Below are 25,860 nucleotides of genomic sequence, written 5' to 3'. Positions count from 1 at the left end.
CTTTATTGATTGATCGCCTGAGCTGCTGTGATGAGAGTCAATTTGTAAACATCATCTGGGTTACATCCACGTGATAGATCGTTGACTGGTTTATTCAATCCTTGTAGAACGGGACCGATAGCTGCGAAACCACCTAGACGTTCAGCTATTTTGTAGCCGATATTTCCTGCTTCGATACCTGGGAAGATGAAGACATTTGCTTGACCTGCTACATTGCTCCCTGGAGCTTTTAGGGCCGCTGTTTCTGGAACGAAAGCTGCGTCGAATTGCAATTCCCCATCAATCTCAAGGTCTGGACGTAGATCGTGTGCCAGTTTAGTTGCTTCAACCACCTTATCAACACTATCACCAAAACCAGAACCTTTTGTAGAATAGCTTAGCATAGCGATTTTGGGTTGAATCCCAAACATTTTGGCAGTAATTGCTGAGTTAATAGCAATTTCAGCCAAAGCTTCTGCATCAGGATTAATATTAAGGGCACAGTCACCAAACAAGTAACGTTCTGTACCACGCACCATAAGAAAAGCTCCTGAAGTACGAGTTACATTTGGACGCGTTTTGATAATTTGAAGAGCTGGACGAACTGTTGAAGCTGTTGAGTGAATAGCACCTGATACCATTCCATCTACCAAGCCCATGTAGACAAGCATAACACCAAAGTAGTTGACATCTTCTAGTAGGACCTGACGTGCTTCTTCTTCCGACATTTTTCCTTTACGACGTTCTACGAGCGCAACCACCATGTCTTCAAATTGAGGATAATAATGTGGATCAATCACTTCATAACCATCCATGATCCCTTCGATTTCAAGATAAATTTTAATTTTTGCAGGATTTCCAAGCAAAACAGGAACAACTTCTGTTTCTTTTACCAAGCGTTTCGTTGCTTGAAGGATACGTGGTTCTTCCCCTTCAGGGAGAACAATACGAGCATTTTTGCCAACTAGGTTGGCTTTGAGACTTTCAAAAACTTCCATGAGTTTTCTCCTTTAAGAAAATAAATTATACTCCAAATAGATTTTAAAGAGTATTAGTTGATAACTGAGTAATAAGATTGCTGAAATCATCCGGTAAGGGGCTTTCTAGTTGCAAATCTTGCTCTAGAAAGGGATGATAAAAAGATAAATAATGACAATGCAAGGCCTGACGCTGAATACCGTCGTCTAGGCTACCTCCATAGAGGTCATCTCCCAACAAGGGGAAGCCAATATGAGAAAAATGCACTCGGATCTGATGAGTTCGACCAGTATGCAGGCGAATATCGACTAGGTGAATATTCCCATAAGAAGCCACAACTTTGTAAGATGTATGGGCGTATTTCCCACCTTTGGCGACCCGTCTCGTGATAATGGAGTCCACATCACGCGCAATTGGGGCAATAATTTCCCCTTCTGGCTCCAAAAACCCATCGCCCTTAACCAAAGCGAAATATCGTTTTTCGATAGACTTTCGTTGCAACTGCTTGTCTAAACGTGCATGAGCGTAGCCGTGTTTGGCAAAAAGCATCAAACCAGAAGTATCTCTATCAAGCCTAGTCACGATGTGAACTTGCTGGTTTTCATATTCTTGTTTGACATAGTAGCCCTTTATAAAATTGGCAATGGTATTGGAATGATTGACACTGGGGATGGAAGCAACTCCATAAGGCTTATTCAAAACCAGAAAATGGTCATCCTCATACAAGATATCTAGAGGACGATCAATGGCTTCAAGAGTTTCAAAGCCTTCCTCTGCTGGAATGTCAATAGTTACCCTGTCTCCAATATCTAAGAGATAAGTCGCATTTTGAGGTTGGTCATTGACCAGAATAGCCCCACCTCGAAACTTAATCTTAGCCAAAAGTCCCTTGGAAACCTCATGTTTCTTGAGGAAAGTTTTGACTTTGACGTGCTCATCTGCGATAAATTCGAACCTCATTCATCCACCTCGCCGATGAAGGCATCTTTAACACGATTCCAGAAACTAGTGTGGCTTGGTGTCGCTACGAAGTGAATCTTGTAATGGTCGATTTGATACTCAATTCGTTCAATATTACGGAAAGAATAAACGCTGTTATCGACTGATATCGTATGGTAGTCATTGCGTGTCGGTAAGAGTTCAATCTTATCTTTTTTGGGAATAATGATCGATGATCCCAAAGTGCGATAGACTCGGTTGTTAAGACTCGCTATTTCAGTCAACTGCAAGGCCTCAATAGTAGGATGCAAGACAGCTCCACCCAAGGACTTGTTATAAGCAGTGCTTCCCGTCGGCGTTGAAACAGTCACACCATCTCCACGAAAGCGTTCAAATGGAACGTGGTTAATAATGATATCCGCAACCATGGTGCGATCCGATCGACGGATGCTAGCTTCGTTTAATGCACGGAAGGTCTTAACTTCTCCGTTTTCAAGTGTCACCTTGACATTCAAAACAGGATAGGAAACCTTGGCACCAGTATCCAGTTGGAGATTGGTAACCAACTGGTCCAACTCAAAATCGCGATAATCTGTGTAAAATCCCAAGTGTCCTGTATGTACGCCAATAAATCGAACTTTATCTAACTGATTCTCATACTTGTGAAATGCAGACAAAAGCATCCCATCCCCACCAATTGATATGACGATGTCAGGATTGGTGTCGTTGAGTATAAAATGATGTTTTTTCAACTGGTCTTTCAGCTCATACAAAACCTTTTGACTCTGGGGTTTTCTATTTGCAATCAGATCAATTCGTTTACCTGTATTCTTCATCTGTATCGTCACTATTTCCTACACCGTCGTTTAGTTTTCTACTTAAAGGATCAAAGAGCGCCTGTGCTTCCTGAATATCATCACGGATTTTCCCCATTTCTTCATCCAGTTGATAGGCTATTTTCGCCGTGATTTCCAGTCTTTTCTTAATTTCCTCTGGAAAATCGCCCTGATACTTATAATTGAGCGAGTGTTCAATCGTAGCCCAAAAATTCATGGCTAAAGTCCGGATTTGAATCTCCGCCAAAATCGTCTTAGCCCCATTGATGGTGTCAACTGTATACTCTACCACCACATGATAGGAGCGATAGCCCGAAGCCTTACGATGAGTGATATAATCTCGTTCCTGAACGACTCTCATATCATGGCGTTTGCGTAAAATCGCAACAACTTCCTGAACATCATCGACGAACTGCACCATGACCCGCAAACCCGCGATATCCTGTAAGTCATGTTCCAAAGTATCGTAGCCAATCCCTCTGCGATTCATTTTTTCTTTGATACTTTCAATCGGTTTGACACGACCCGTTACAAACTCAATCGGAGAGTGCTTGTTTTGTTTACGATACTGTTTGCGAATCCCACGAAGTTTAATCTTCAATTCACCAACAGCTTGAATGTAAGGATCTAAAAATTCTTCCCATTCTATGGTCATATTTTCTCCCTTTTGGTATGTGATTGTGTTGTTGAAAATTTTTGATTTTTTTACTACAATCATATACAATAAATACATTGTCCATTATACCATAAATCGCTTTCAAAGATAAAAAAAAGGTTAGAAAAATGAAACATTTAGAAATTGAACTGAAAACACTACTGAAAAAAGAGGATTACGATCATTTAAAAGAACAGTTTTCCAATATCCAACCCGTCCTACAGAAAAACTACTACATTGATACACCTGATTTCCAATTGCGTGAAAAAAAGGTTGCCATGCGCATTCGCACCTTTTCAGATTGGGCGGAGTTGACCTTGAAAGTGCCTCAAACTGTAGGAAATATGGAATACAATCAGAAACTGAATCTTCCAGAGGCTGAATCTTACCTAGAAAAACAAATACTTCCTCAAGGACTCGTTCTAGAGGAACTTGCTAAGATTGGTATTCTAAGCCAAGACTGGTTTGTTCTGGGTTGTCTTGCAACTATTCGTTACGAAATGGAAACGCCGATTGGTCTAATGGCACTAGATGAAAGTCACTACTTTGATCAGACAGACTATGAACTCGAGCTTGAAGTCACAGACCATGAAAAAGGGAAAGCTGATTTTCAGAAATTCTTAGAAGAAAATCAGATCACTTATCAGAAAGCTCCTTCAAAATTAATTCGTTTTATTAAAAGCATGGAAAATTACTGAAATAATCTCCATTTTTTGGTAAAATGATAAAGATAAAATAATTTGAGTTTACAGAGGACGGTCTATAATGTCAGATAGAAACAACATGAAACTTTTCGCACTTAACTCCAATCATGAAATTGCACAAAAAATCGCAGAGACGGTTGGGGTACCTCTCGGAAAATTATCTTCACGCCAATTTTCTGATGGAGAAATCCAAGTCAACATTGAAGAGAGTGTCCGTGGTTACGATGTCTACATCATCCAATCAACTAGCTACCCTGTCAACAATCATTTGATGGAGTTACTAATTATGGTTGATGCCTGCGTACGTGCAAGTGCCCATAGTATCAACGTTGTGCTTCCTTATTTTGGTTATGCACGTCAAGATCGTATCGCTTCTTCTCGCGAACCCCTCACTGCAAAACTCGTTGCTAATATGCTCGTCAAAGCAGGTGTTAACCGTGTTCTAACCCTTGATCTACATGCCGTTCAGGTGCAAGGTTTCTTTGACATTCCTGTGGACAATCTTTATACAATTCCTCTTTTTGCTAAACACTATTGTGACAAGGGCTTACTTGGACCAGATGTGGTTGTTGTTAGTCCTAAAAACTCTGGTGTCAAGCGCGCTCGTAGCTTAGCCGAATACCTAGATGCACCAATCGCAATCATCGACTATGCTCAAGATGACTCAGAGCGGAGCCAAGGTTATATCATTGGAGATGTTGAGGGCAAGAAGGCTATCTTAATTGATGACATCCTAAACACTGGCCGTACTTTCTCAGAAGCGGCAAAAATCGTTGAGCGTGAAGGTGCAACTGAAATCTATGCGGTATCCAGTCATGGTCTCTTTGTAGAAGGCGCTGCTGATCTTCTTGATGCTACTAACATCAAAGAAATCCTTGTGACAGACTCAGTAGCCACAAAAGAAAGAACTCCGAAAAATGTGTGCTACATTACCGCTAGCGAATTGATCGGTGATGCAATCGTCCGCATCCACGAAAGAAAACCAGTCAGCCCACTCTTTGCATACAACAAAAAGAAATAAGGTGATTCTTTGATTTATTTGGACAATGCTGCTACGACTCCTATGTCAGCAGTAGCTATCGCAGAAATGACCAAGGTCATGCAGGAAACTCATGGTAATCCTTCTAGTATTCATAGTCATGGTCGGCAGGCTGGCAAACTGCTCCGTGAAGCGCGTCAAGAATTAGCCCACTTAATAGGAACCAAACCTCAACATATCTTTTTCACGTCTGGTGGTACAGAAAGTAACAATACAGCTATTATCGGCTATTGTCTCCGTCATCAAGAACGTGGAAAACATATCATCACGACAGCTATTGAACACCATTCTGTGCTTGAGTCTATCGATTACCTGGTGCAACATTTTGGCTTTGAAGCGACCATTATCCAACCAGTAAATCAAGAAATCACTGCGCAGCAAATTCAAGAAGCGTTGCGTGACGATACCATCCTAGTTTCTACCATGTATGCCAATAATGAAACGGGCAGTCTCTTGCCAATAGCTGAGATTGGACGTGTTTTAAAAGAGCATCCTGTTGCTTATCATGTTGATGCTGTTCAAGCTATCGGAAAAATCCCTATCCACCCCGAGGAGTTAGGAATTGATTTCCTTAGTGCTTCTGCTCACAAGTTCCATGGACCAAAAGGAATTGGTTTTCTTTACGCTTCATCTGTAGACTTTGATTCCTATCTTCACGGTGGAGACCAAGAACAAAAGAAACGGGCTGGAACAGAAAACCTTGCTGCCATCGTCGGTATGGTTGCTGCCCTCAAAGAAGATCTGGGTCATCATGCTGAGCATTACCAAAAACTAGAGGGATTAAAAACTGCTTTTCTAGAAGAAATTGCAGGTCTCAACTACTATCTCAATGAAAGCAAACACCAGCTGCCTTATGTTTTTAATATCGGTTTCCCTGGTCAAAAAAATGACTTACTCTTGCTTCGGTTAGACCTGGAAGGAATTTCAATCTCAACTGGTTCAGCCTGTACTGCTGGTATTGTGCAAACGAGCCATGTCCTAGAAGCTTTTTATGGAGCGGATTCCCATCGCTTAAAAGAATCTGTCCGTATTAGTCTGTCCCCTCATAATACTGAGGAGGAACTGAAACAACTGGCACAAACCTTAAAAAATATTATTGGAGATTAATCTAATGGCATTCGAAAAAACCATTAAACTACAAAACTGCCGCTACGACTATACACTTAGCCCATCTGTCAAAAAATTCACACTAAAAGACAATACTTTCTTTGAAACAAAGGTAGGAAACTATGAACTGACTCGTCTACTTGAAAAAGTTCCTAATAGTGGTGAAGGTTTCCTACTAAAAATTATCATCAACAAAGAGCTTACAGGTGTTAAAATTAATATCACTGACAAATCAGGTCTTCGCTTGGTCAATATCTTTAAATCAGAAGATCACCATATCCACCAAGAAAAATTCTACTTCCTCATGGACAGTCTTGTAGAGCGCGAAATCTTCACAAAAGAAGAGAGATGATTGGCTATGTTTCGTTTGACTTATAAAGATAACTATCAAGTAGAACGTACACTTGAGTTTGCTGATTACGAAGAACTCATGTTATCCCTATCAGGCTGTGTGACCCTACCGGACACTCTCCTAATCAGCTCCTTAACACTCAATGATAAGGTAATTTATCAAGGATTGGTTGGCGATCTCTACCGATTTCTTTCACAAGCTAATTTTTCAGATAAAAACTAAGAAATTTCTTAGTTTTTTCTTGTTTTTGTTGATTTTTTCACAATGTTTCTATAAAATAGAAGAATAGAAAGGTTGTGATTTTGTGAAAGATAAACAGTCTGCTATTCCAAAAGCAACAGCAAAAAGACTCTCTCTTTACTATCGAATTTTCAAGAGATTTCATGCAGAAAAAATCGAACGTGCCAACTCCAAGCAAATTGCAGAAGCTATCGGTATTGATTCTGCGACTGTCCGTCGAGATTTTTCCTATTTTGGAGAACTAGGTCGTCGTGGTTTTGGTTATGATGTCAAGAAATTGATGAATTTTTTTGCTGACCTCCTTAATGATAATTCGATTACAAATGTTATGTTGGTTGGAATTGGAAATATGGGGCATGCACTTCTCCACTACCGCTTCCATGAGCGTAACAAGATGAAAATTATCATGGCCTTTGACCTAGATGACCATCCAGAAGTTGGCACCCAGACACCTGATGGTATTCCAATCTATGGTATCTCTCAGATTAAAGAAAAGATCAAAGAAGCAGATATCAAAACTGCTATCCTAACTGTTCCAAGTGTTAAATCACAAGAAGTTGCCAATCTTTTGGTCGATGCGGGTATAAAAGGTATTCTTAGTTTTTCCCCTGTTCACCTCCACCTTCCAAAAGATGTAGTCGTTCAGTATGTCGATTTGACAAGCGAACTCCAAACTCTCCTCTATTTTATGCGTAAAGAGGATTAGAAAGCGAAAGCATTTATGAAAAAACCAGTTATTGGGATTACAGGAAATGAAAAAGCTCATCCAGATGATGATGTCATGATGAGCTATGCGGCAAAAGGCTTTGTTGAAGGAGTCAAGGACGCTGGCGGAATTCCCATCATCCTTCCGATTGGTGATCAAGAAATGGCAAGCCATTACGTCGCTATGATTGATAAACTCATCCTTACGGGTGGGCAAAATGTTGATCCAAAATTCTATGGTGAACCTAAAACCATTGACAGCGATGACTACCATCTTCAAAGAGACCAGTTTGAATTAGCCCTTATCAGAGAAGCCATCAAGCAGAAGAAACCAATTTTCTCTGTTTGTCGGGGTACTCAGCTTTTCAATGTCGCTATGGGAGGTACGCTTCACCAAGATATCGAGGATCATTGGCAGGACTGTTCAGCCGAATACACGACCCAACGCCTCGTAACGGAGCCTGATACAATTCTCCGAGAAATCTATGGAGCAATCTCTCATATCAACTCCTTCCACCACCAGAGCATTAAAGATCTAGCTCCTAATCTTAAGGTTGTAGCACATGATCCTAAAGATGGAATCATTGAGGCTGTGACAACTACGGACGGCTTTCCTTATCTTGGTGTTCAATGGCATCCAGAATTTCTATTTGAAAATCGTCCCAAAGATAAAACGCTATTTGACTATGTTGTTAACGAACTCTAAATCAAATCCGTCTTTTCACGGTAACTAAAGTAATCAGAGTGCGAGACGATCAGATGGTCCAAGAAAACGATTCCCATCAGTTCGCAAGCTTCCTTTACTAGCTTAGTGACATGATCGTCATTTCGACTAGGAGATACAGCGCCTGATGGATGGTTATGAACGAGAATCACAGAGGTGGCCATATGCTTGATGGCATAGTGAAGGATTTCCCTTGGTTCTGCAATGCTGCGTGTCGCAGATCCGATAAAGATGGTCTGCTGATGAATGATTTGATTTTGAGTATTGAGATAGAGCGCCACTAGGTGCTCTTGTTTTTTGTCGCCAAGTTCCTGTTGCATTTTCTTGGCTAGCTTTTGACTGCTGAGAATACTTTCCATCTCAAGTGTTTCATGTTTATGAATACGATGCCCTAGTTCAATCACTGCTTGTAGTTCAATGGCCTTAATCCGTCCAATACCAGACAGACTTTGCAATTCCTGCAGGGTCATTTTTTTCAAATCAGTTAAGCTGTTGAGACTATTCAAGACTTTCTGGGAAATTTCAAAAACGTTTGCTTGACGCGTTCCTGTTCTGAGCAGAATAGCTAGTAACTCTTGATTGCTCAGAGCCTCTACTCCTTCTTTAACCAGTCTTTCTCTCGGTAAAAGTGAATCTTCTTGGAATGAAATACTATACATAAAAATCCTCCTCACTTTATTATTCGTGAGGAGGATGAAAAATTAGATTTTTTTCTCAATTGGGGCTACACTGGCTAGGAGTTTTTTCAGCCCTACTTCTGGGAAATTGATTTTCAATTCCTGAGTAGCGCCACTACCTGAGACTTCAAGGACAGTTCCCTCACCCCACTTCTTATGGAGAGCAATATCCCCAATAAACCAGTTGGTATCGCTTGAATCTTTTTTATTTCCGGATGTAAACTGTCCAAACGGAAGACCACTTGACTGGATAGAGCTTGGTGCAGCATTGCGTTTCCGTTCTTGAAGGGCCTGAGCTAAGCTCATACCTTGACCGAAAGCAATCCCACCACTGCTATAAGAGGCTTTAAAGCTAGTATTCGCTGGACGGGCCAAACCTTGATACTCAAGCAAGTCCGAACCAATTTCATTGATAAAACGAGTTGGACGATTGTAATTGGTACGACCGAAAAGCAAGCGTGAGTTGGCATTGGTCAGATAAAGAATTTTCTCCGCACGTGTGATACCGACATAGGCCAAACGGCGTTCTTCTTCCAGTTCATCTTGATCTTCAGCTGCACGGCTAAGCGGAAAGACATTTTCCTCCATCCCAATGATAAAAACAACTGGGAACTCAAGTCCCTTAGCTGCGTGCAAGGTCATCAAGGTTACTTCTGATGTCTCCTGACTGCCCGAATCCGTGTCTGCAATCAAAGCCAAGTCATTTAAGAAACGACTGAGTTTATCTAAACCTGTTTCTTCTTCCTGACTATCAGGATTGTCGTCAAAATTCTTAGTAACAGATAGGAACTCTTCGATATTCTCAACCCGCGCCTTGCTCTCCAAGGTTGCCTGAGCATTAAGAATATCGACATAACCAGTTTTTTCTAGAACAGCCTCCACCAGCTCGGTGATAGTTAATTGATCCAATTGCTCCCGCAAATCCAGAATCATATTGGCAAAATCCCAGATAGACTGGGCTGCCTTCCCTTTGATTCCTGATAACATGATATTGGCTGAAGCGTCTAGCATAGACATGTTTTGAATATTCGCAAAGTCACGGATTTTCTCAACCGTTCCTGGGCCAATTCCACGTTTTGGTTCGTTGATAATACGCTCAAAACTGATATTATCACTCAGATTCGCAATGAGATTAAGGTAGGCGATAATATCACGGATTTCCTTACGGCTGTAGAACTTGGTTCCGCCGACCATAGTGTAAGGAATATTGGACTTGAGCAGGGCTTCCTCAATAGTACGGGATTGCGCATTAGTCCGATAAAGAACTGCAAAATCCTTGTGGAGGAAGTTTTGAGTGCGACCAAGTTCATCGATGGTTTTGGCTACAAAAACAGCCTCATCCTGTTCGTCATTTGCACGATAGTAAATAATCTGCTCCCCATCGGCATTCTGAGTCCAGAGATTCTTAGGACGACGGTTTTTATTGTTTTTGATGACGTCGTTGGCCGCTTGAAGAATGGTTTTGGTTGAACGATAATTTTCTTCTAGCAAAACCACCTTGGCTTGAGGATAATCTTTCTCGAAATCCAATATATTCTCCATATCAGCCCCACGCCAACCATAGATAGACTGGTCCGCATCTCCAACCACGCAGATATTTTTAAAGCGCGAAGCTAAGAGTTTGACCAGTTGGTACTGGGCATGGTTGGTATCTTGGTACTCATCAACATGGATGTATTGGAACTTCTGCTGATAGTAGGTTAAGACGTCAGGGTTCTGATCAAAGAGACGCAGGGTCAGCATAATCAAATCATCAAAGTCAACCGATTCTGACTGACGAAGTTCTTTTTGATAGGCTGTGTAACACTGGGCCACGATTTGCGTGTACATATCGCCAGCTTGAGCAGCATAAGCCACATCATCAATTAGGTCATTCTTAGCATTGGAAATAGTCCCCAAAATGGTCCGTTCATTCCATTTTTTCGGATCCAAGTTTAATTGCTTGAGAATGCGCTTCATAAGAGTTCGCTGTTCTCCTGGATCTACAATAGTGAAATTACGATTGTAGCCAATATGATCCGCATCACGACGCAAAATACGAACACACATGGAGTGAAAGGTCGCAATCAAACAGTCTTGGGTTGCTGGGTTGAGCACATAGGCACGCTCCTTCATCTCACGCGCAGCCTTATTGGTAAAGGTAATGGCCAAGATATTCCAAGGATTGACCATTTTTTCATCAATCAAGTAGGCGATTCTGTGAGTCAAAACACGAGTCTTCCCAGAACCAGCCCCCGCCATAATCAATAAGGGACCTTCGGTCGTTTGCACCGCCTCAGCTTGACGGTCATTCATTCCATTCAATAATGCGTTCATTTTCTCTTCCTTACTCTTGAAGTCAATGTTTCTATTATATCAGAAATCAGGGAAAATATCTTTACCTAGACTGGTTGCTTGTAGAAGAAAACTCTCTCATCAGCTGAAGATAACTCCTCATATCTAGATAAGAAAAAGAGCTTGGATAGCATTTCCAAACTCTTTAAATATCATCTAAATATTAGAACAATCCTAGAACGGTTCCATCACTTTCAACATCCATATTGAGAGCGGCTGGACGTTTTGGAAGACCTGGCATGGTCATAACATCACCAGTAAGGGCAACGATAAAACCTGCACCCAATTTTGGTACCAATTCACGAATGGTAATTTCAAAGTTCTCTGGAGCTCCAAGTGCATTTGGATTGTCAGAGAAACTGTACTGAGTTTTAGCCATACAGATTGGCAATTTGTCCCAACCATTCTGAACGATTTGAGCGATTTGCGTTTGGGCTTTCTTCTCAAAGTTGACTTTTGTACCACGATAGATTTCAGTGACAATCTTTTCGATCTTTTCTTGGACAGAAAGGTCGTTGTCATAAAGACGTGTGTAGTTAGCTGGATTTTCTGCGATAGTCTTAACAACCGTTTCAGCAAGCGCTACTCCACCTTCCGCGCCATCAGCCCAGACACTTGCTAGTTCAACTGGTACATCAATTGAGGCACAAAGTTCTTTCAAGGCTGCAATTTCAGCTTCTGTATCAGTGACAAATTCATTGATAGCTACGACTGCTGGAATACCAAACTTACGAATATTTTCAACGTGACGTTTCAAGTTGGCAAAACCGGCACGAACTGCTTCCACATTTTCCTCTGTAAGAGCGTCCTTAGCTACACCGCCATTCATCTTGAGGGCACGAAGTGTTGCAACGATGACTACCGCATCTGGAGAAGTTGGCAAGTTTGGTGTCTTAATATCAAGGAATTTCTCAGCACCAAGGTCCGCACCAAAACCAGCTTCAGTAACAGTATAATCAGCCAAGCGAAGGGCTGTGCTTGTCGCCAAAACAGAGTTACATCCATGAGCAATATTGGCAAATGGTCCACCGTGTACAAAGGCTGGTGTACCATAAATTGTTTGAACCAAGTTCGGTTTGATAGCATCTTTCAAAATCAAAGCCAATGCACCTTCAACCTGCAAATCACCAACAGAAACAGGGGTACGATCATAGCGATAGCCGATAACTATATTAGCCAAACGACGTTTCAAATCTTCAATATCAGTCGCCAAGCAAAGAATCGCCATGATTTCAGAAGCAACGGTAATATCGAAACCATCCTCACGTGGAATTCCGTTTAGAGGACCACCAAGTCCAACGGTCACATGACGAAGAGCTCGGTCGTTCAAGTCAACAACACGTTTCCAGAGGATACGACGTTGGTCAATTCCAAGCTCATTCCCTTGGTGCAAGTGGTTGTCAATCAAGGCAGAAAGAGCATTGTTGGCAGTTGTAATGGCATGCATATCTCCAGTAAAGTGAAGATTGATGTCTTCCATTGGCAAAACTTGCGCATAACCACCACCAGCGGCACCACCCTTAATCCCCATTACTGGTCCAAGAGATGGTTCGCGGATGGCAATCATGGTTTTCTTGCCGATTTTGTTCAAGGCATCCGCAAGACCAATGGTAATGGTTGATTTTCCTTCACCAGCAGGAGTTGGGTTGATGGCAGTAACCAAGATCAATTTACCAACTGGATTGTTCTCAACTGCACGAATTTTATCAAAGCTGAGCTTAGCCTTATACTTTCCGTACAATTCCAAATCATCGTAAGAAATACCAAGTTTCTCTACAACATCCACAATTGGCTTTAGCTCAATACTCTGTGCGATTTCAATATCTGTTTTCATAGCAAACTCCTCTGCCCTTTTATGTTTAAAATTATTATAACATAAAATATATTTTTTCACAGACAAAAAGCTTAAGGATGTTTATAAACATTAAGTTTTAAGTCGTTTTTTAGTGCTCGATTTTATTTTTTATAAGTTTTTATAGTCAAAAACTATAATCTGGCTGGAAAAACATTCAAAAAATAAACGCTTTCTTTGACTTTCATTTTTTTTTTGTGTAAAATGAAGCTATGAAAATTTTAGTTACGTCAGGCGGCACAAGTGAAGCAATCGATAGCGTCCGCTCTATCACGAATCACTCGACTGGTCGCTTGGGGAAAATCATCACCGAAACCCTACTTGCTGCTGGTCATGAGGTTTGTCTAATTACTACTCCTAGTTCTCTTAAGCCAGAACCTCATCCCCATCTAACCATTCTAGAAATCAAAAATACGAATGATCTTCTTTTAGAGATGAAAGAGTGTGTTCAAGATTATCAGGTCTTGATTCATTCGATGGCAGTTTCTGACTACACTCCTGTTTATATGACAGGATTGGAGGAAGTTCAGGCGAGTTCTAATCTGGAAGAATTATTAGACAAGCAAAACACAGAAGCTAAGATTTCTTCACATGATGAAGTGCAGGTTCTATTTTTGAAAAAAACACCCAAGATTATCTCTCTAGTCAAAGAGTGGAATCCTGCTATTCATCTGATTGGTTTCAAACTATTGGTTGATGTTACTGAATATCATCTTATTGAGGTAGCTAGACAGAGTCTTATCAAAAATCAGGCAGACTTAATCATAGCAAATGACCTTACTCAAATCTCAGCAAACCAGCACCGAGCTATCTTTGTTGAGAAAGATCAGCTTCAAACTGTCCAAACTAAAGAGGAAATTGCAGAACTCCTCCTTGAGAAAATTCAAGCATACGATTCCTAGAAAGGAAAGCCATGGCAAACATTTTGATTGCAGTGACAGGTTCCATCGCCTCCTATAAAGCAGCTGATCTAGTCAGTTCCTTGAAAAAACAAGGCCATGATGTCACTGTCTTAATGACCGAGGCTGCGAGAGAGTTTATCCAGCCTTTGACACTACAGGTACTCTCACAGAATCCAGTCCACCTTGATGTCATGCAGGAACCCTATCCTGATCAAGTCAATCATATCGAAAGAGGAAAAGAAACCGACCTTTTTATCGTTGTCCCTGCAACTGCTAACACTATTGCCAAACTAGCCCATGGATTTGCGGATAACATGGTTACCAGTACGGCTCTTGCCTTGCCAGACCACGTCAAAAAGTTAGTCGCACCAGCTATGAATACAAAGATGTATGACCATCCGGCAACTCAGACTAATCTGAAAACATTAGAAAACTACGGTTATCAGCTGATTGCTCCTAAAGAATCCCTGCTAGCTTGTGGAGACTACGGAAGGGGAGCTTTGGCAGACCTGGATATTATTTTAGAAAGAATAAAGGAAACCCTCGATGAAAAAACGCTCTAATATTGCTCCGATTGCTATCTTTTTTGCGACCATGTTAGTCATTCACTTTCTGAGCTCTCTCTTATTTAATCTATTCCCGTTCCCAATCAAACCAACTATCGTGCATATTCCTGTTATTATTGCAAGTATTATTTACGGTCCGCGAGTTGGGGTTACACTGGGATTCTTGATGGGGCTTCTTAGCTTGACGGTTAACACGATTACAATCCTTCCAACTAGCTATTTATTCTCACCTTTTGTACCAAACGGAAACATCTATTCAGCAATGATTGCCATCCTACCTCGTATTTTAATTGGTCTGACACCTTATTTAGTTTATAAATTATTGAAAAACAGAACGGGTCTCATCATTGCCGGAGCTCTCGGTTCACTTACAAATACAGTCTTTGTACTTGGGGGAATTTTCTTCCTTTTTGGAAATGTCTTCGATGGAAATATCCAAAAACTCCTAGCAACCGTCATTTCAACCAACTCAATTGCTGAGCTTGTCATCTCTGCAGTTCTAACAGTAGCAATTGTTCCAAGATTACAAACCTTAAAAAAATGAAAACAACTCCACTTTCGTACTGAAGGTGGAGTTTTAGTTTTCACCAGTAAAGGCTCATCTTCTATTCATAAATGTGTATTTACCAAGGAGTCATTCGTTCAAAATTTTGAAAATATATGAAAATCCTTTGAATCTACCACCTATACTTTTGAAAATTTCCAATGAAATTAAAATAAATTCTTGACATGTCTGACTATTTATTGTACTATACTTGTGTATATACAGATAAATGGAGGTTCTTATGGATATACGAAAAAAAACGCAGTTTATGACTATGACTGCCCTACTCACTGCAATCGCGATTTTGATTCCAATCATTATGCCTTTTAAAATCGTCATCCCACCAGCTTCTTACACTTTAGGAAGCCATATCGCCATCTTTATCGCCATGTTCCTATCACCTTTGATGGCTGCTTTTGTGATTATTGCTTCTAGTCTCGGCTTCCTGATGGCAGGTTATCCGCCTGTTATTGTACTTCGTGCTTTCTCTCACATCGTTTTTGGTATTTTGGGAGCTTTGTACTTAAAGAAATTCCCTGAGACCTTGGATAAACCAAAGGCATCTTGGATTTTCAACTTTGTTTTGGGTGTTGTTCATGCTATCGCTGAAGTGCTAGCTTGTATCATCTTCTATGCTACTTCAGGGACAAATGTTGAAAATATGTTTTATGTTCTCTTTGTCCTAGTTGGTTTTGGCACGATTGTCCATAGTATGGTAGACTATACATTAGCACTAGCTGTCTATAAAGTGCTTCGAAAACGTCGCTAAAAGGAAAAACTATGACAAAGGATCGCAAACAGGCCCTTCTCAAACTGTTAAAGGAGGCACCAAAAGCTCTCAATGGTCAAACCTTGGCCAAGCACTTCCATGTCACTCGTCAGGTCATTGTACAGGACATCGCCATTCTCCGAGCCGATGGTGCTCCTATCCTATCCACCAATCGTGGCTATATCTATAAAGAAAATAATGCCAGTCCTTACGTTCACAAACTCTTTAAAGTGAAACATGAACTGGAAGAAATCGGGCAGGAACTTCTAGCTATTGTAGATAATGGCGGACGCGTTCAAAATATCTTAATTGATCATCCCGTTTATGGTGAAATTGAGACCCTGCTCAAACTTACCTGTCGTCGAGATGTCCAGCATTTTCTAGAACAAGTCGAAAATTCAGACTTTAGACCTCTTTCTGAATTGACAGACGGCATCCATTACCACCTTGTTGAAGCCGAGACACAACAAGACCTCCACTATATCGAGGAGGCCTTGGATAAGCTTGGTTATTTAGTAAAAGACTAAAAAGTTTCTTTCTCCCAGCCATCTTCTGTACGATGACGGTAGAAAAATTCCGATTTGTCAGGTGCTTCCATCATTTCCATCAGGGGCAACATATCATAGGCCAGATCCAAGTTAGGAATCTGGTCTTTTTCTACCCAAGAAACTTGACCTTCATCCGAAGATTGAAGATTCCCAGTAAACTCTGTTGCCTTGTAGCAAAAGACGATATAGCGCTCACCTGTATCTAATGGCCAATTTTTAATGCCGACCAGTTGAGGATTTTGAATAGTCAATCCTGTTTCTTCGTAGACTTCTCGGATCACTGACTCTGCAAAAGACTCGCCATTCTCAACATGACCACCTGGAAAAGCGTAGCCAGACCAGTGATTGGTTTCAGGAGACCGATATTGCATGACTACACGCTTGGTTTCAATGTCTTCAATCAGACAAATATTGGTTAAAATAGTTGCTTGCGCACGGGACATGGATTTTCTCGCTTTCTAAGTTATTAAAACATATCTTCGTTGTATTTTACTTCAGACTTCATGATAAAGGGATTAATCAACTCATGATAATAGTATACATCATGAAGCAAATATCCTTTTTTAATGACAATTTCTTGTTCCCTAACTTCATAATCAATCGTGATTGGAACAGGAGGATTTGGAATAAAGACGAAAACGACAATTACAAATAACCAGATATAAAAACTACAAATCGCACTGCGCACTCCTTCAAGGAAGCGATATTTCTTCTTTAAAAAGTAAATAAAAATATGCGAAATAGAGAGGATAATTGGGACAAAAAGCTTTGTATTCCACGCTATGGGAATAAATTTCAGTCCAAATATCCCAAATAGAAGATCAAGAATTGCAAAGGACCTCAAAAAGCGAATAAATAGAGTAAAAATTAGAAGAAAGAGCCAAATATTCCAAATAATAGGAGTAAATGATAAACCAAATGACCATAATAGGACATGAACAGTAACAAATGCTATCAGTAAGGAATATAGGACGATATAAATAAGCTTATTAAAAGTACTCGAATTTTTCACTATTTATTTCTCCTTTAAATTCAAACTACTAACTAATGACTAATATCTATCACTTTTAAATTATCTCGTCTATTATTTTAACACAAATTATTACATATAAAATTTTTAGTTAAAATTACTTCCATAATAGAGCATCTTATGGTTTTGAACCTTTAAAGAGACACTACTGCCTGAACGATATCCTTTAGCACCATAGTAGTAAGAAACCTCATAAAAGGCATCTGGCAACTCGGCATTATCTACTCCATTCTTGATAAACTCTTTCAGACCGCCCTTGCTATCAAAATAATCTTTCTCACCCTCTTCTAAAACAATATCGCGATAGATGATGTATCCTTTAATCATTTCTTTTTCTAAGAATTCATCAATAGGGAGATCATATAAACCTTGAAAAGCTTTCCCTTCCTTACGGTTCTTTTCAATGAGAGCATAATAGTCTTGGATATTTTCAGATTCAGTATCGACACTCCAGTAACTATTCACATATTCTAGATTTGGATTTTCATATTGCTTGAAAAAACTCTCTACCTTGTCTTTATTAGAAACACTGACAGGATGCTGGTTGAGTAGTTTATGAGCCATGCCTGAAAATTCTTGTAACATGGTTTTCATAGTCCCATCATAGGCTAGTTCTTCATCAGTCTTTTGGGGATTGTATTTCGAGGACTTTGGACGATAAAACAAGGCATGTCTCACAGTGACTCTACTTCCATCAACCTCTTCACTATAATTGTATTCAATTTTGTATTTTTCAGAAGTCCATTTATCTCTAGAAAACTTCGTAACCTTCATATCTCCTTTAAAACCATACAAATCAAGGGTTCTTCTTACTGCTGTCTCTACTTCCGCTTGATTTGCTTCAGGAAAAATATCATAAGTTGTTGTAAAGATAAGGAAGGCAAAACGTAGAATAAAGAATAAAGGGACAATATTTATAATACAGAAAATTAACAGTAACCATTTTTTCATTACTTGCTTCTCCTTATTAATAAAAGATTATAATTTCTTTGAAGCTTTAATTTTTTCTATACTGAACGATAAGGGATCTTCGAACTTTCTATCTCTATATCAGGATTGGCAAGTTTGAGATAAGGAGCAATATAGTCTGCATCCGTAACCTTCGGCCCTAGAATAACTTTTGAGTATTTCAAAGGAGCCAGATTGATGTATACAAATAAATCATATCTACCATTATCTTTCGGGCTTAATACGATATACTTCCTAAAATCGTTATAGTTAACTTTATCAAAAACTTCTAACCCAATTTCTTCTTTCTTCAGGTACTTTTCATTTAATAAATCCTTATCTTTATCTAAACTTTTATTATGATTTTCAATAAGTGTTTTTACAGAAGTATCATCTAGATTAATTAGAATACGATACTCCATCTCATATTCGTAATCTTTCACTTTAAAAAGATAAGAAATCTTTTTTAATTTCTCCGCCAAGTCACTTAGTGGAGTTTTACCTTCAAACTCTTGCATTTTTTCAAAAATTTGTTTTAGATTATCTAGAGCTTTACCAACATCTGATTCATCTTTAGCGCCAGAATTCAAATCTAAGTAATGAACTTTAACAAACTCTATCGATTTATGAGCAACTATATCTTCAAGATAAGACAGATCATATTCAAGGAATGCTCCCTGAGATGAATCTGCATATTCCTTCCACATAGGTAAACTATCAGATACCGTGGTTAGAGAAGATATAAAAACATTGGAAGTTTGATATTGTTGGAAAAACGTATTATCTATACCCAAATAATCATATATTACTCTTCCTTCCATCGGGTCGTTTAACTGTTTTAGATTAGTAAGTCGTAAAAATGGAGGTTGAGTTTCAGAATTATTTTCATTTTTCCAGTCGGCTTTTATGAGGTAGTTTGTTAAAGTATCAATCTTAGTATAATGTCCAAAGGAACCAATTTCTTTCAACTCATTTGCATCAACAGTCAATTTAGAACGTATATAGTATATAATCTTATCCGCTTGTTTTAAAAGTTGATTAGCTTCCGATGACAGGATAAATTCTGAATCACTTTGCTCATTTAAATAATCATTATCATACTTCTCAATTAACTTAATAGCTTGGTTGCGGATGATATCCGAATCATTTTCTTCTGCTATCTTTCGAACAACATCAATCGAATCTTTAATTACAACATCAAAGCGTCTTGACACAAAATCCAAATATTTCCCAACAGAATCAGATTGAGGGTTATTGATATAATAATTATTAATTGTCTTTAAGTGCTCAAATTGAAAAATTGAAACAAGCTCATCTAATCGAAAATACCCATATATAGCATTTTCAAAACCATTATTTTCAAATATAAATCTGATCAATGATTCATATTTCCTCTTAAAATAGATTCTTCTTTCTTCTGGTAAACTATTTTGTTCAAATAATTTATAAAAAACCATAAGTATGCTAAAAACGAGTGATTTAGTTTCCTCAAAACCATCATCTAACACTAATTCAAGGATTCTTAAAAAATAACTTTCATCTTCAAATAATATAGAATATTCTTCATATTCCATTGTAAAGAATAAATATCTATACAAAATCATGAAATATCCAAGACTTCCAAACCAATTAAATGACTGGACATTATTTAATAATATTTTATTTAGTGTAACTAATATATTTTTTGCTGCGATCTTACCTATTTTTTCTATTAAATTCATACAAACATACAGAACCTTGTCTGCATATTTTAATTGTTCTTCTTCAGATAACTCTAAATATTGATTAATAAAGATTTCAAGTTCGGATTTCAGTTTATTTTCGTCCAACGAGTCAAAATGATTCTTTAATTCAGATTCACTAAATTTACCTGTAAAATAATTTAACACTTCCATTTTATTTCCTTTTAAAATTCTAATCCAACACCTTGACTTCTAGCATCATATCACGGATCTGAGCTGCCAGTTCAAAATCAAGCACTTCGACGGCTTCCTGCATTTGTTTTTCTAGTTTCTTGACTAATTCTTTGCGCTCTTGTTTGTTGAGGCTGTTGATGTCAACTTCCTTGTCCTCTTCCTTAGCAACTGCCTTGGTTACGGCGATTAGGTCACGGATTTCCTTCTTAATAGTTTGTGGCACAATACCATGTTCTTCATTATAAGCCATCTGGATTTTCCGACGGCGGGCCGTTTCATCAATAGCACGTTGCATAGACTGAGTCACAGTGTCCGCATACATGATGACATGCCCTTCGCTGTTACGAGCAGCACGTCCAATGGTCTGGATTAAGCCACGTTCGTTACGAAGGAAACCTTCCTTATCAGCGTCTAAAATAGCAACCAAGCTTACTTCAGGAACGTCAATTCCCTCACGAAGGAGGTTGATTCCTACCAAGACATCAAAGACACCCAAACGCAGGTCACGGATAATCTCCGTCCGTTCCAAGGTCTTGATATCTGAGTGCATGTATTTAACCTTGATACCCATTTCTTTGAAGTAGTCGGTCAAATCTTCTGCCATTTTCTTAGTCAAAGTGGTGATAAAGGTCCGTTCGTTCTTTTCAGCACGGGCATTGATTTCACCCAAAAGGTCATCAATCTGTCCCATAGTCGGACGCACTTCTACCTCAGGGTCCAAGAGCCCTGTCGGACGAATGATTTGCTCAATCACTGTCTCGGTCTGTTCATTTTCATAGTCACCTGGTGTCGCTGAAACATAAACAATCTGATGCACATGACTTTCAAACTCTTCACGACGAAGAGGACGATTGTCCAAGGCAGACGGCAAACGGAAACCATAATTGACCAGCATTTCCTTACGAGAGCGGTCTCCATTATACATACCCTTGATCTGTCCCATAGTCATGTGGCTCTCGTCAATCATAATCAAGAAATCATCTGGGAAGAAGTCAAGAAGTGTATAAGGAGGCTCTCCTTCGCTACGACCATCCATGTGACGTGAATAGTTTTCAACACCGTTGGTATAACCCATCTCACGCAGCATTTCAATATCATACTCCGTCCGTTGTTTCAAGCGTTGTGCTTCTAACAGTTTGCCTTCCTTTTCAAAGATAGCTAACTGCTCCTCCAACTCGGCCTGAATCTTGGCAATGGCAACTTCCATATGATCGTCATTGGTCACAAAGTGAGTAGCAGGAAAAATCGCCAGATGATCCACTTCTCCCAATACCTGACCAGTCAGAGCCTCAACTTCTCGGATACGGTCAATTTCATCTCCGAAAAACTCTACTCGAAAAGCGTGTTCATCTCGGGACGCTGGGAAAATTTCCACCACATCCCCACGTACACGGAATCTTCCGCGTTGGAAATCAATATCATTGCGTTCAAACTGGATATCAACCAAGTCATTCAGAAGTTTATCACGAGAAATCTCAAGACCTGGACGGAGACTAACGACGCTATCAGCGTATTCCTTGGGCGAACCCAAACCATAGATACAAGAGACAGAAGCCACAACGATGACATCATTACGCTCAAGAAGAGCTGAAGTCGCTGAGTGGCGGAGCTTGTCAATCTCATCATTGACTGAACTGTCCTTTTCAATATAGGTGTCACTAGAAGGGACATAGGCCTCAGGTTGGTAATAGTCATAGTAAGACACAAAGTACTCAACAGCATTTTCAGGGAAAAATTCCTTAAATTCTCCATAGAGCTGGCCTGCCAGAGTCTTATTATGAGCAATGACAAGAGTTGGTTTATTGACTTTGGAAATGACCTGACTCATGGTATAAGTCTTCCCAGTACCTGTCGCCCCCATCAGAATCTGAGCTTTTTCTCCACCCTCAATATTATCAACCAACTGTTCGATGGCTTGGGGTTGATCTCCCGAAGGTTGGTATTTTGACACTAGTTTAAATTGATTGTCTGTAATGCGATTAATCATAAGAATCCTCTCTCGATGTGCTATTCCTATTTTAGCATACTTGTAGCATTTTCACGAAAAAAAGGACAGACCCAAGTCACATCCTTTCATTTTCTTTCTTTAATTGATAAGCGAGATAGACAATCAGCAGTAGCAATACCAGACTTGTCATGATAGAACCTTCTATGCCAAAAGAACCACCTGATAGCCAATCTTGATTGCCTTGTGGTAAAAAGGTCATTAGAGACGTTCCTGATGGTTGTCCACTAACTAAAATCCCAAAGAGATTTCCTTGAGCAAAATTCCAAGCCCCATGAATACCTGCAATACCCCAAACTGTATCGGTTTTGAGAAGGTAAAGAGCCATGGCAACCCCGAATAAAAAGAGATTCACTAGAGATAGAGGTGTTAAACCAGAATTCCCCATATGAAGCAGGGTAAAAAATATGCTAGATATGACAACAGCAAGTTTTAGATTGGTTCTTGAGGCTAATTGAGGAAGGAGCCATGCACGGGATACCACTTCTTCTGCTGTACCCTGTAAAATCCAAAATGGGATAGTAAAGACAACAAAGGTAAGCGAATAAGGATTCAAGTGAATGGACTCCAAACGATATTGCCCTAAGCCCACCAAACCTAACAAGGTCAGAAAAAAAAGTGCCAAACCTAGGCAAAATCCTTTAAAAAGATTGCTGAGAAAATTCTCTCTATAAAATCCTAAAGTTCGAATAGGCCTTTTCTCAACTTTTCTAGTCCATCTGAATACAGTGTTGAGAATAAAACCAAAGGCCAGCAATTCTAAAATTAAACGAAAGTCACTTGTTTTATCCGTCAAGCTCTCTTGCAAGGTCTGCAAGTAGGTTGCAAGATTTTGACCAGCCTCTCCAAAATTTCTAGCAAGTCCGATGAGAGCTAACAAGCTAATACCATACAAAGTATATGCAACAAACTCTCCTATAAAGACAAAAACAAAGGCTAACAAGGGGCTTGTGTAAATATTTAAACTCATTTTTGAAGCTTGGAAGTCTTTAAATATTCTTTTGTCCTTCATATACCTGTCCTCTTTTCTTCTATATACTATTATTATAGCACTTTATAGTAGCAATTCAAGAAAGAAAAGAAGATGTGTCATATCTTCTAACATAAAAGTCATTAAGATTTGCCTTTTCTACCTTTTTCTGATATAATGGGAAAATATTCGGAAAGGAGACTTAAAATGAAGAAAAAAATCCTAGCATTTTTGCTAATTTTATTTCCCATTTTCTCACTAGGAGTAGTAAAAGCTGACACAGTTAAATCTAAGTATGTTATTGCAAGCGATTCATCTTTTGCTCCCTTTGTATTTCAAAATTCAAGCAACGAGTACACTGGTATTGATATGGACTTGATCAAGGCTATTGCCAAAGATCAAGGTCTCGAGATTGAAATTACTAACCCTGGATTTGACGCAGCGATTAGTGCCGTTCAAGCTGGACAGGCTGATGGTATCATCGCTGGAATGTCTGTTACGGATGCCCGTAAAGCAACGTTTGACTTTTCAGATTCCTACTACACTGCTAATACCATTCTCGGTGTAAAAGAATCCAGTACTATCGCTTCTTATGAAGACCTCAAGGATAAGACAGTTGGTGTGAAAAACGGAACGGCTTCTCAAACATTCCTTACTGAAAATCAAAGCAAATATGGCTACAAAATTAAAGCCTTTGCAGATGGAGCATCTATGTATGACAGTTTGAACACTGGAGCTATTGATGCCGTCATGGATGATGAACCTGTTCTCAAATATTCTATCAGCCAAGGTCAAAAATTGAAAACGCCAATCGCTGGAACTCCAATCGGCGAAACAGCCTTTGCAGTCAAGAAAGGCAGCAATCCTGAATTGATCCAGATGTTCAATAAGGGACTTGCCAACCTAAAAGCAAACGGTGAATTCCAAAAAATTCTCGACAAGTATCTAGCCAGTGGATCAACAACTACTTCTACAAGTACAGTTGACGAAACTACTATCTGGGGCTTGCTCCAAAACAACTACAAGCAACTCCTTAGCGGGCTTGGAATCACTCTCGCTTTAGCACTTATCTCGTTTGCGATTGCGATCGTGATTGGGATTATCTTTGGTATGTTCAGCGTTAGTCCATACAAATCACTCAGAGTCATTTCAGAGATTTTTGTGGATGTCATTCGTGGTATTCCTTTGATGATTCTTGCAGCTTTCATCTTCTGGGGAATTCCAAACTTCATCGAATCAGTCACTGGTCAGCAAAGTCCAATTAACGACTTTGTAGCTGGTACCATCGCCCTTTCGCTAAATTCAGCTGCTTATATTGCTGAAATTGTTCGTGGTGGTATCCAAGCCGTTCCAGTTGGTCAAATGGAAGCCAGCCGCAGTCTTGGTATCTCTTATGGAAAAACCATGCGTAAGATTATCTTGCCACAAGCAACTAAATTGATGTTGCCAAACTTTGTCAACCAATTCGTTATTGCTCTTAAAGATACAACTATCGTATCTGCTATCGGTCTGGTAGAACTCTTCCAAACAGGTAAGATTATCATTGCCCGTAACTACCAAAGTTTCAAGATGTATGCAATCCTTGCTATCTTCTATCTTGTAATTATCACGCTTTTGACTAGACTAGCGAAACGCTTAGAAAAGAGGATTCGTTAATGGCAAAACTAAAAATTGATGTAAATGATTTGCATAAGTATTATGGAAAAAATGAGGTTTTAAAAGGAATTACAACTAAGTTCTATGAAGGAGACGTTGTCTGTATCATCGGGCCTTCTGGTTCTGGTAAATCAACCTTCCTTCGTAGCCTTAACCTTCTTGAGGAGGTAACGAGTGGTCACATCACTGTGAATGGTTATGATTTGACTGAGAAATCAACCAATGTCGACCATGTCCGTGAGAACGTAGGAATGGTTTTCCAACACTTCAATCTCTTCCCTCATATGTCCGTCCTAGAAAATATCACTTTTGCTCCTATTGAACACAAACGGATGACCAAAGAAGAAGCTGAGAAATTAGGCATGGAGTTACTCGAAAAAGTAGGTCTAGCTGATAAGGCACATGCCAATCCAGATAGCCTCTCAGGTGGTCAAAAACAACGTGTGGCTATCGCACGTGGTCTAGCCATGAATCCTGACATCATGCTCTTTGACGAACCAACTTCTGCTCTCGACCCTGAGATGGTCGGTGATGTTCTCAACGTTATGAAAGAGTTGGCTGAACAAGGCATGACCATGATTATCGTAACCCACGAAATGGGGTTTGCTCGTAAGGTTGCTAATCGAGTTATCTTTACGGCAGACGGTGAATTCTTAGAAGATGGTACACCTGATCAAATCTTTGATAACCCACAACACCCTCGTCTAAAAGAATTTTTAGACAAGGTTCTAAACGCCTAGAAAAGCTGCAAGGTTACACTTGCAGCTTTTTTGTTGCTTATATTGGATTTTTGGATTTTTTAGAAAATTATGATAAAATAGAGGGTATGAAAATGAGGAAATCTCATCCCTAGTCCAACTAGGAAAAAATATAGAAATTAGGTAG

At 39.5% G+C, this 25,860-nt stretch carries 27 protein-coding genes; 14 read left to right on the top strand and 13 right to left on the bottom strand.

What is annotated here, in order from left to right; all coding sequences use genetic code 11:
* Positions 1-2 precede the first annotated feature (2 nt).
* Genes pta through D8854_RS01115 form a run of 4 tightly spaced genes read right to left on the bottom strand, consistent with a single transcriptional unit; the run spans position 3 to position 3,387 of the window.
* The gene (gene pta, locus D8854_RS01130) at positions 3-977 is read right to left on the bottom strand and encodes a phosphate acetyltransferase (protein ID WP_125449042.1); all 975 of its coding nucleotides are present in this window, start codon (positions 975-977) and stop codon (positions 3-5) included.
* Between the two features lie 43 nt (positions 978-1,020).
* Positions 1,021-1,917, bottom strand: coding sequence for an RluA family pseudouridine synthase (locus tag D8854_RS01125; RefSeq protein WP_125449040.1), 897 nt, complete (start codon positions 1,915-1,917; stop codon positions 1,021-1,023).
* Positions 1,914-2,732: an NAD kinase gene (locus tag D8854_RS01120; protein WP_125449038.1), complete on the bottom strand. Its 819-nt coding sequence runs from the start codon at positions 2,730-2,732 to the stop codon at positions 1,914-1,916. Before D8854_RS01120 ends, D8854_RS01125 begins: the two co-directional genes overlap by 4 nt.
* The gene (locus tag D8854_RS01115; protein ID WP_125449036.1) at positions 2,716-3,387 is read right to left on the bottom strand and encodes a GTP pyrophosphokinase; all 672 of its coding nucleotides are present in this window, start codon (positions 3,385-3,387) and stop codon (positions 2,716-2,718) included. Before D8854_RS01115 ends, D8854_RS01120 begins: the two co-directional genes overlap by 17 nt.
* 128 nt (positions 3,388-3,515) lie before the next feature.
* Between D8854_RS01115 and D8854_RS01110 the strand changes: the two genes are divergently transcribed.
* The 7 genes from D8854_RS01110 (at position 3,516) to D8854_RS01080 (ending at position 8,240) form a co-directional block, all read left to right on the top strand.
* The gene (locus D8854_RS01110) at positions 3,516-4,085 is read left to right on the top strand and encodes a CYTH domain-containing protein (protein ID WP_125449034.1); all 570 of its coding nucleotides are present in this window, start codon (positions 3,516-3,518) and stop codon (positions 4,083-4,085) included.
* Positions 4,086-4,152: 67 nt separating this feature from the next.
* Positions 4,153-5,112 (top strand): ribose-phosphate diphosphokinase, encoded by a 960-nt coding sequence (locus tag D8854_RS01105; protein ID WP_125449032.1) that lies wholly within the window; start codon positions 4,153-4,155, stop codon positions 5,110-5,112.
* 9 nt (positions 5,113-5,121) lie between these two features.
* The gene (locus tag D8854_RS01100; protein WP_125449030.1) at positions 5,122-6,237 is read left to right on the top strand and encodes a cysteine desulfurase family protein; all 1,116 of its coding nucleotides are present in this window, start codon (positions 5,122-5,124) and stop codon (positions 6,235-6,237) included.
* 4 nt (positions 6,238-6,241) lie between these two features.
* Entirely contained in the window at positions 6,242-6,589 is a 348-nt protein-coding gene (locus tag D8854_RS01095; protein WP_125449028.1) for a DUF1831 domain-containing protein, read from the top strand.
* Positions 6,590-6,595: 6 nt separating this feature from the next.
* A complete protein-coding gene (locus tag D8854_RS01090; protein WP_084975465.1) occupies positions 6,596-6,811 on the top strand; it encodes a DUF4649 family protein in 216 nt (71 codons plus the stop codon).
* Between the two features lie 82 nt (positions 6,812-6,893).
* A complete protein-coding gene (locus D8854_RS01085) occupies positions 6,894-7,535 on the top strand; it encodes a redox-sensing transcriptional repressor Rex (protein WP_000653411.1) in 642 nt (213 codons plus the stop codon).
* 15 nt (positions 7,536-7,550) lie between these two features.
* Positions 7,551-8,240, top strand: coding sequence for a gamma-glutamyl-gamma-aminobutyrate hydrolase family protein (locus tag D8854_RS01080; RefSeq protein ID WP_125449026.1), 690 nt, complete (start codon positions 7,551-7,553; stop codon positions 8,238-8,240).
* Here the strand turns inward: D8854_RS01080 and radC are convergent.
* From radC to D8854_RS01065, 3 genes are all read right to left on the bottom strand, one after another.
* Positions 8,237-8,917, bottom strand: coding sequence for a RadC family protein (gene radC, locus D8854_RS01075; protein ID WP_125449024.1), 681 nt, complete (start codon positions 8,915-8,917; stop codon positions 8,237-8,239). The two genes, D8854_RS01080 and radC, sit on opposite strands and share 4 nt — an antisense overlap.
* A gap of 42 nt (positions 8,918-8,959) precedes the next feature.
* Positions 8,960-11,251, bottom strand: a complete 2,292-nt coding sequence (gene pcrA, locus D8854_RS01070; protein WP_125449022.1) for a DNA helicase PcrA — start codon at positions 11,249-11,251, stop codon at positions 8,960-8,962.
* A gap of 181 nt (positions 11,252-11,432) precedes the next feature.
* Positions 11,433-13,103, bottom strand: coding sequence for a formate--tetrahydrofolate ligase (locus tag D8854_RS01065; RefSeq protein ID WP_125449020.1), 1,671 nt, complete (start codon positions 13,101-13,103; stop codon positions 11,433-11,435).
* Between the two features lie 230 nt (positions 13,104-13,333).
* Between D8854_RS01065 and coaB the strand changes: the two genes are divergently transcribed.
* From coaB to D8854_RS01040, 5 genes are all read left to right on the top strand, one after another.
* Positions 13,334-14,023 carry a phosphopantothenate--cysteine ligase gene (gene coaB, locus D8854_RS01060; RefSeq protein WP_125449018.1) on the top strand — a complete coding sequence of 230 codons (690 nt, stop codon included), beginning with the start codon at positions 13,334-13,336 and terminating at the stop codon, positions 14,021-14,023.
* Positions 14,024-14,034: 11 nt separating this feature from the next.
* A complete protein-coding gene (gene coaC, locus D8854_RS01055; protein ID WP_125449016.1) occupies positions 14,035-14,586 on the top strand; it encodes a phosphopantothenoylcysteine decarboxylase in 552 nt (183 codons plus the stop codon).
* A complete protein-coding gene (locus D8854_RS01050) occupies positions 14,570-15,133 on the top strand; it encodes an ECF transporter S component (protein ID WP_049537488.1) in 564 nt (187 codons plus the stop codon). Before coaC ends, D8854_RS01050 begins: the two co-directional genes overlap by 17 nt.
* A 241-nt stretch (positions 15,134-15,374) precedes the next feature.
* Entirely contained in the window at positions 15,375-15,902 is a 528-nt protein-coding gene (locus D8854_RS01045; protein WP_125449014.1) for an ECF transporter S component, read from the top strand.
* Between the two features lie 11 nt (positions 15,903-15,913).
* Positions 15,914-16,429, top strand: coding sequence for a transcription repressor NadR (locus tag D8854_RS01040; protein ID WP_125449012.1), 516 nt, complete (start codon positions 15,914-15,916; stop codon positions 16,427-16,429).
* On the opposite strand, the gene D8854_RS01035 is transcribed toward D8854_RS01040, so the two are convergent.
* The 6 genes from D8854_RS01035 to D8854_RS01010 form a co-directional block, all read right to left on the bottom strand.
* Positions 16,426-16,893, bottom strand: a complete 468-nt coding sequence (locus D8854_RS01035; protein WP_125449010.1) for an 8-oxo-dGTP diphosphatase — start codon at positions 16,891-16,893, stop codon at positions 16,426-16,428. The two genes, D8854_RS01040 and D8854_RS01035, sit on opposite strands and share 4 nt — an antisense overlap.
* 23 nt (positions 16,894-16,916) lie before the next feature.
* On the bottom strand, positions 16,917-17,462 hold the full coding sequence (locus D8854_RS01030) for a hypothetical protein (protein ID WP_125449008.1): 546 nt from the start codon (positions 17,460-17,462) through the stop codon (positions 16,917-16,919).
* A gap of 105 nt (positions 17,463-17,567) precedes the next feature.
* Positions 17,568-18,431, bottom strand: a complete 864-nt coding sequence (locus tag D8854_RS01025) for a hypothetical protein (protein ID WP_125449006.1) — start codon at positions 18,429-18,431, stop codon at positions 17,568-17,570.
* A 56-nt stretch (positions 18,432-18,487) separates the two neighbouring features.
* Positions 18,488-20,323, bottom strand: coding sequence for a DUF2971 domain-containing protein (locus tag D8854_RS01020; protein WP_125449004.1), 1,836 nt, complete (start codon positions 20,321-20,323; stop codon positions 18,488-18,490).
* A gap of 19 nt (positions 20,324-20,342) precedes the next feature.
* The gene (gene uvrB, locus D8854_RS01015; protein WP_125449002.1) at positions 20,343-22,331 is read right to left on the bottom strand and encodes an excinuclease ABC subunit UvrB; all 1,989 of its coding nucleotides are present in this window, start codon (positions 22,329-22,331) and stop codon (positions 20,343-20,345) included.
* Between the two features lie 76 nt (positions 22,332-22,407).
* Positions 22,408-23,361, bottom strand: a complete 954-nt coding sequence (locus tag D8854_RS01010; protein WP_125449000.1) for a CPBP family intramembrane glutamic endopeptidase — start codon at positions 23,359-23,361, stop codon at positions 22,408-22,410.
* A gap of 165 nt (positions 23,362-23,526) precedes the next feature.
* Here D8854_RS01010 and D8854_RS01005 point away from each other — a divergent pair, with 165 nt between their 5' ends.
* A complete protein-coding gene (locus tag D8854_RS01005; protein ID WP_125448998.1) occupies positions 23,527-24,975 on the top strand; it encodes an amino acid ABC transporter substrate-binding protein/permease in 1,449 nt (482 codons plus the stop codon).
* Positions 24,975-25,715, top strand: a complete 741-nt coding sequence (locus D8854_RS01000; RefSeq protein WP_125448996.1) for an amino acid ABC transporter ATP-binding protein — start codon at positions 24,975-24,977, stop codon at positions 25,713-25,715. Before D8854_RS01005 ends, D8854_RS01000 begins: the two co-directional genes overlap by 1 nt.
* Positions 25,716-25,860: the final 145 nt, after the last annotated feature.

The organism is Streptococcus mitis (genome assembly GCF_003943905.1).
Lineage (GTDB): Bacteria > Bacillota > Bacilli > Lactobacillales > Streptococcaceae > Streptococcus > Streptococcus mitis_BC.
This window is presented reverse-complemented; position numbering and strand designations above follow the sequence as displayed.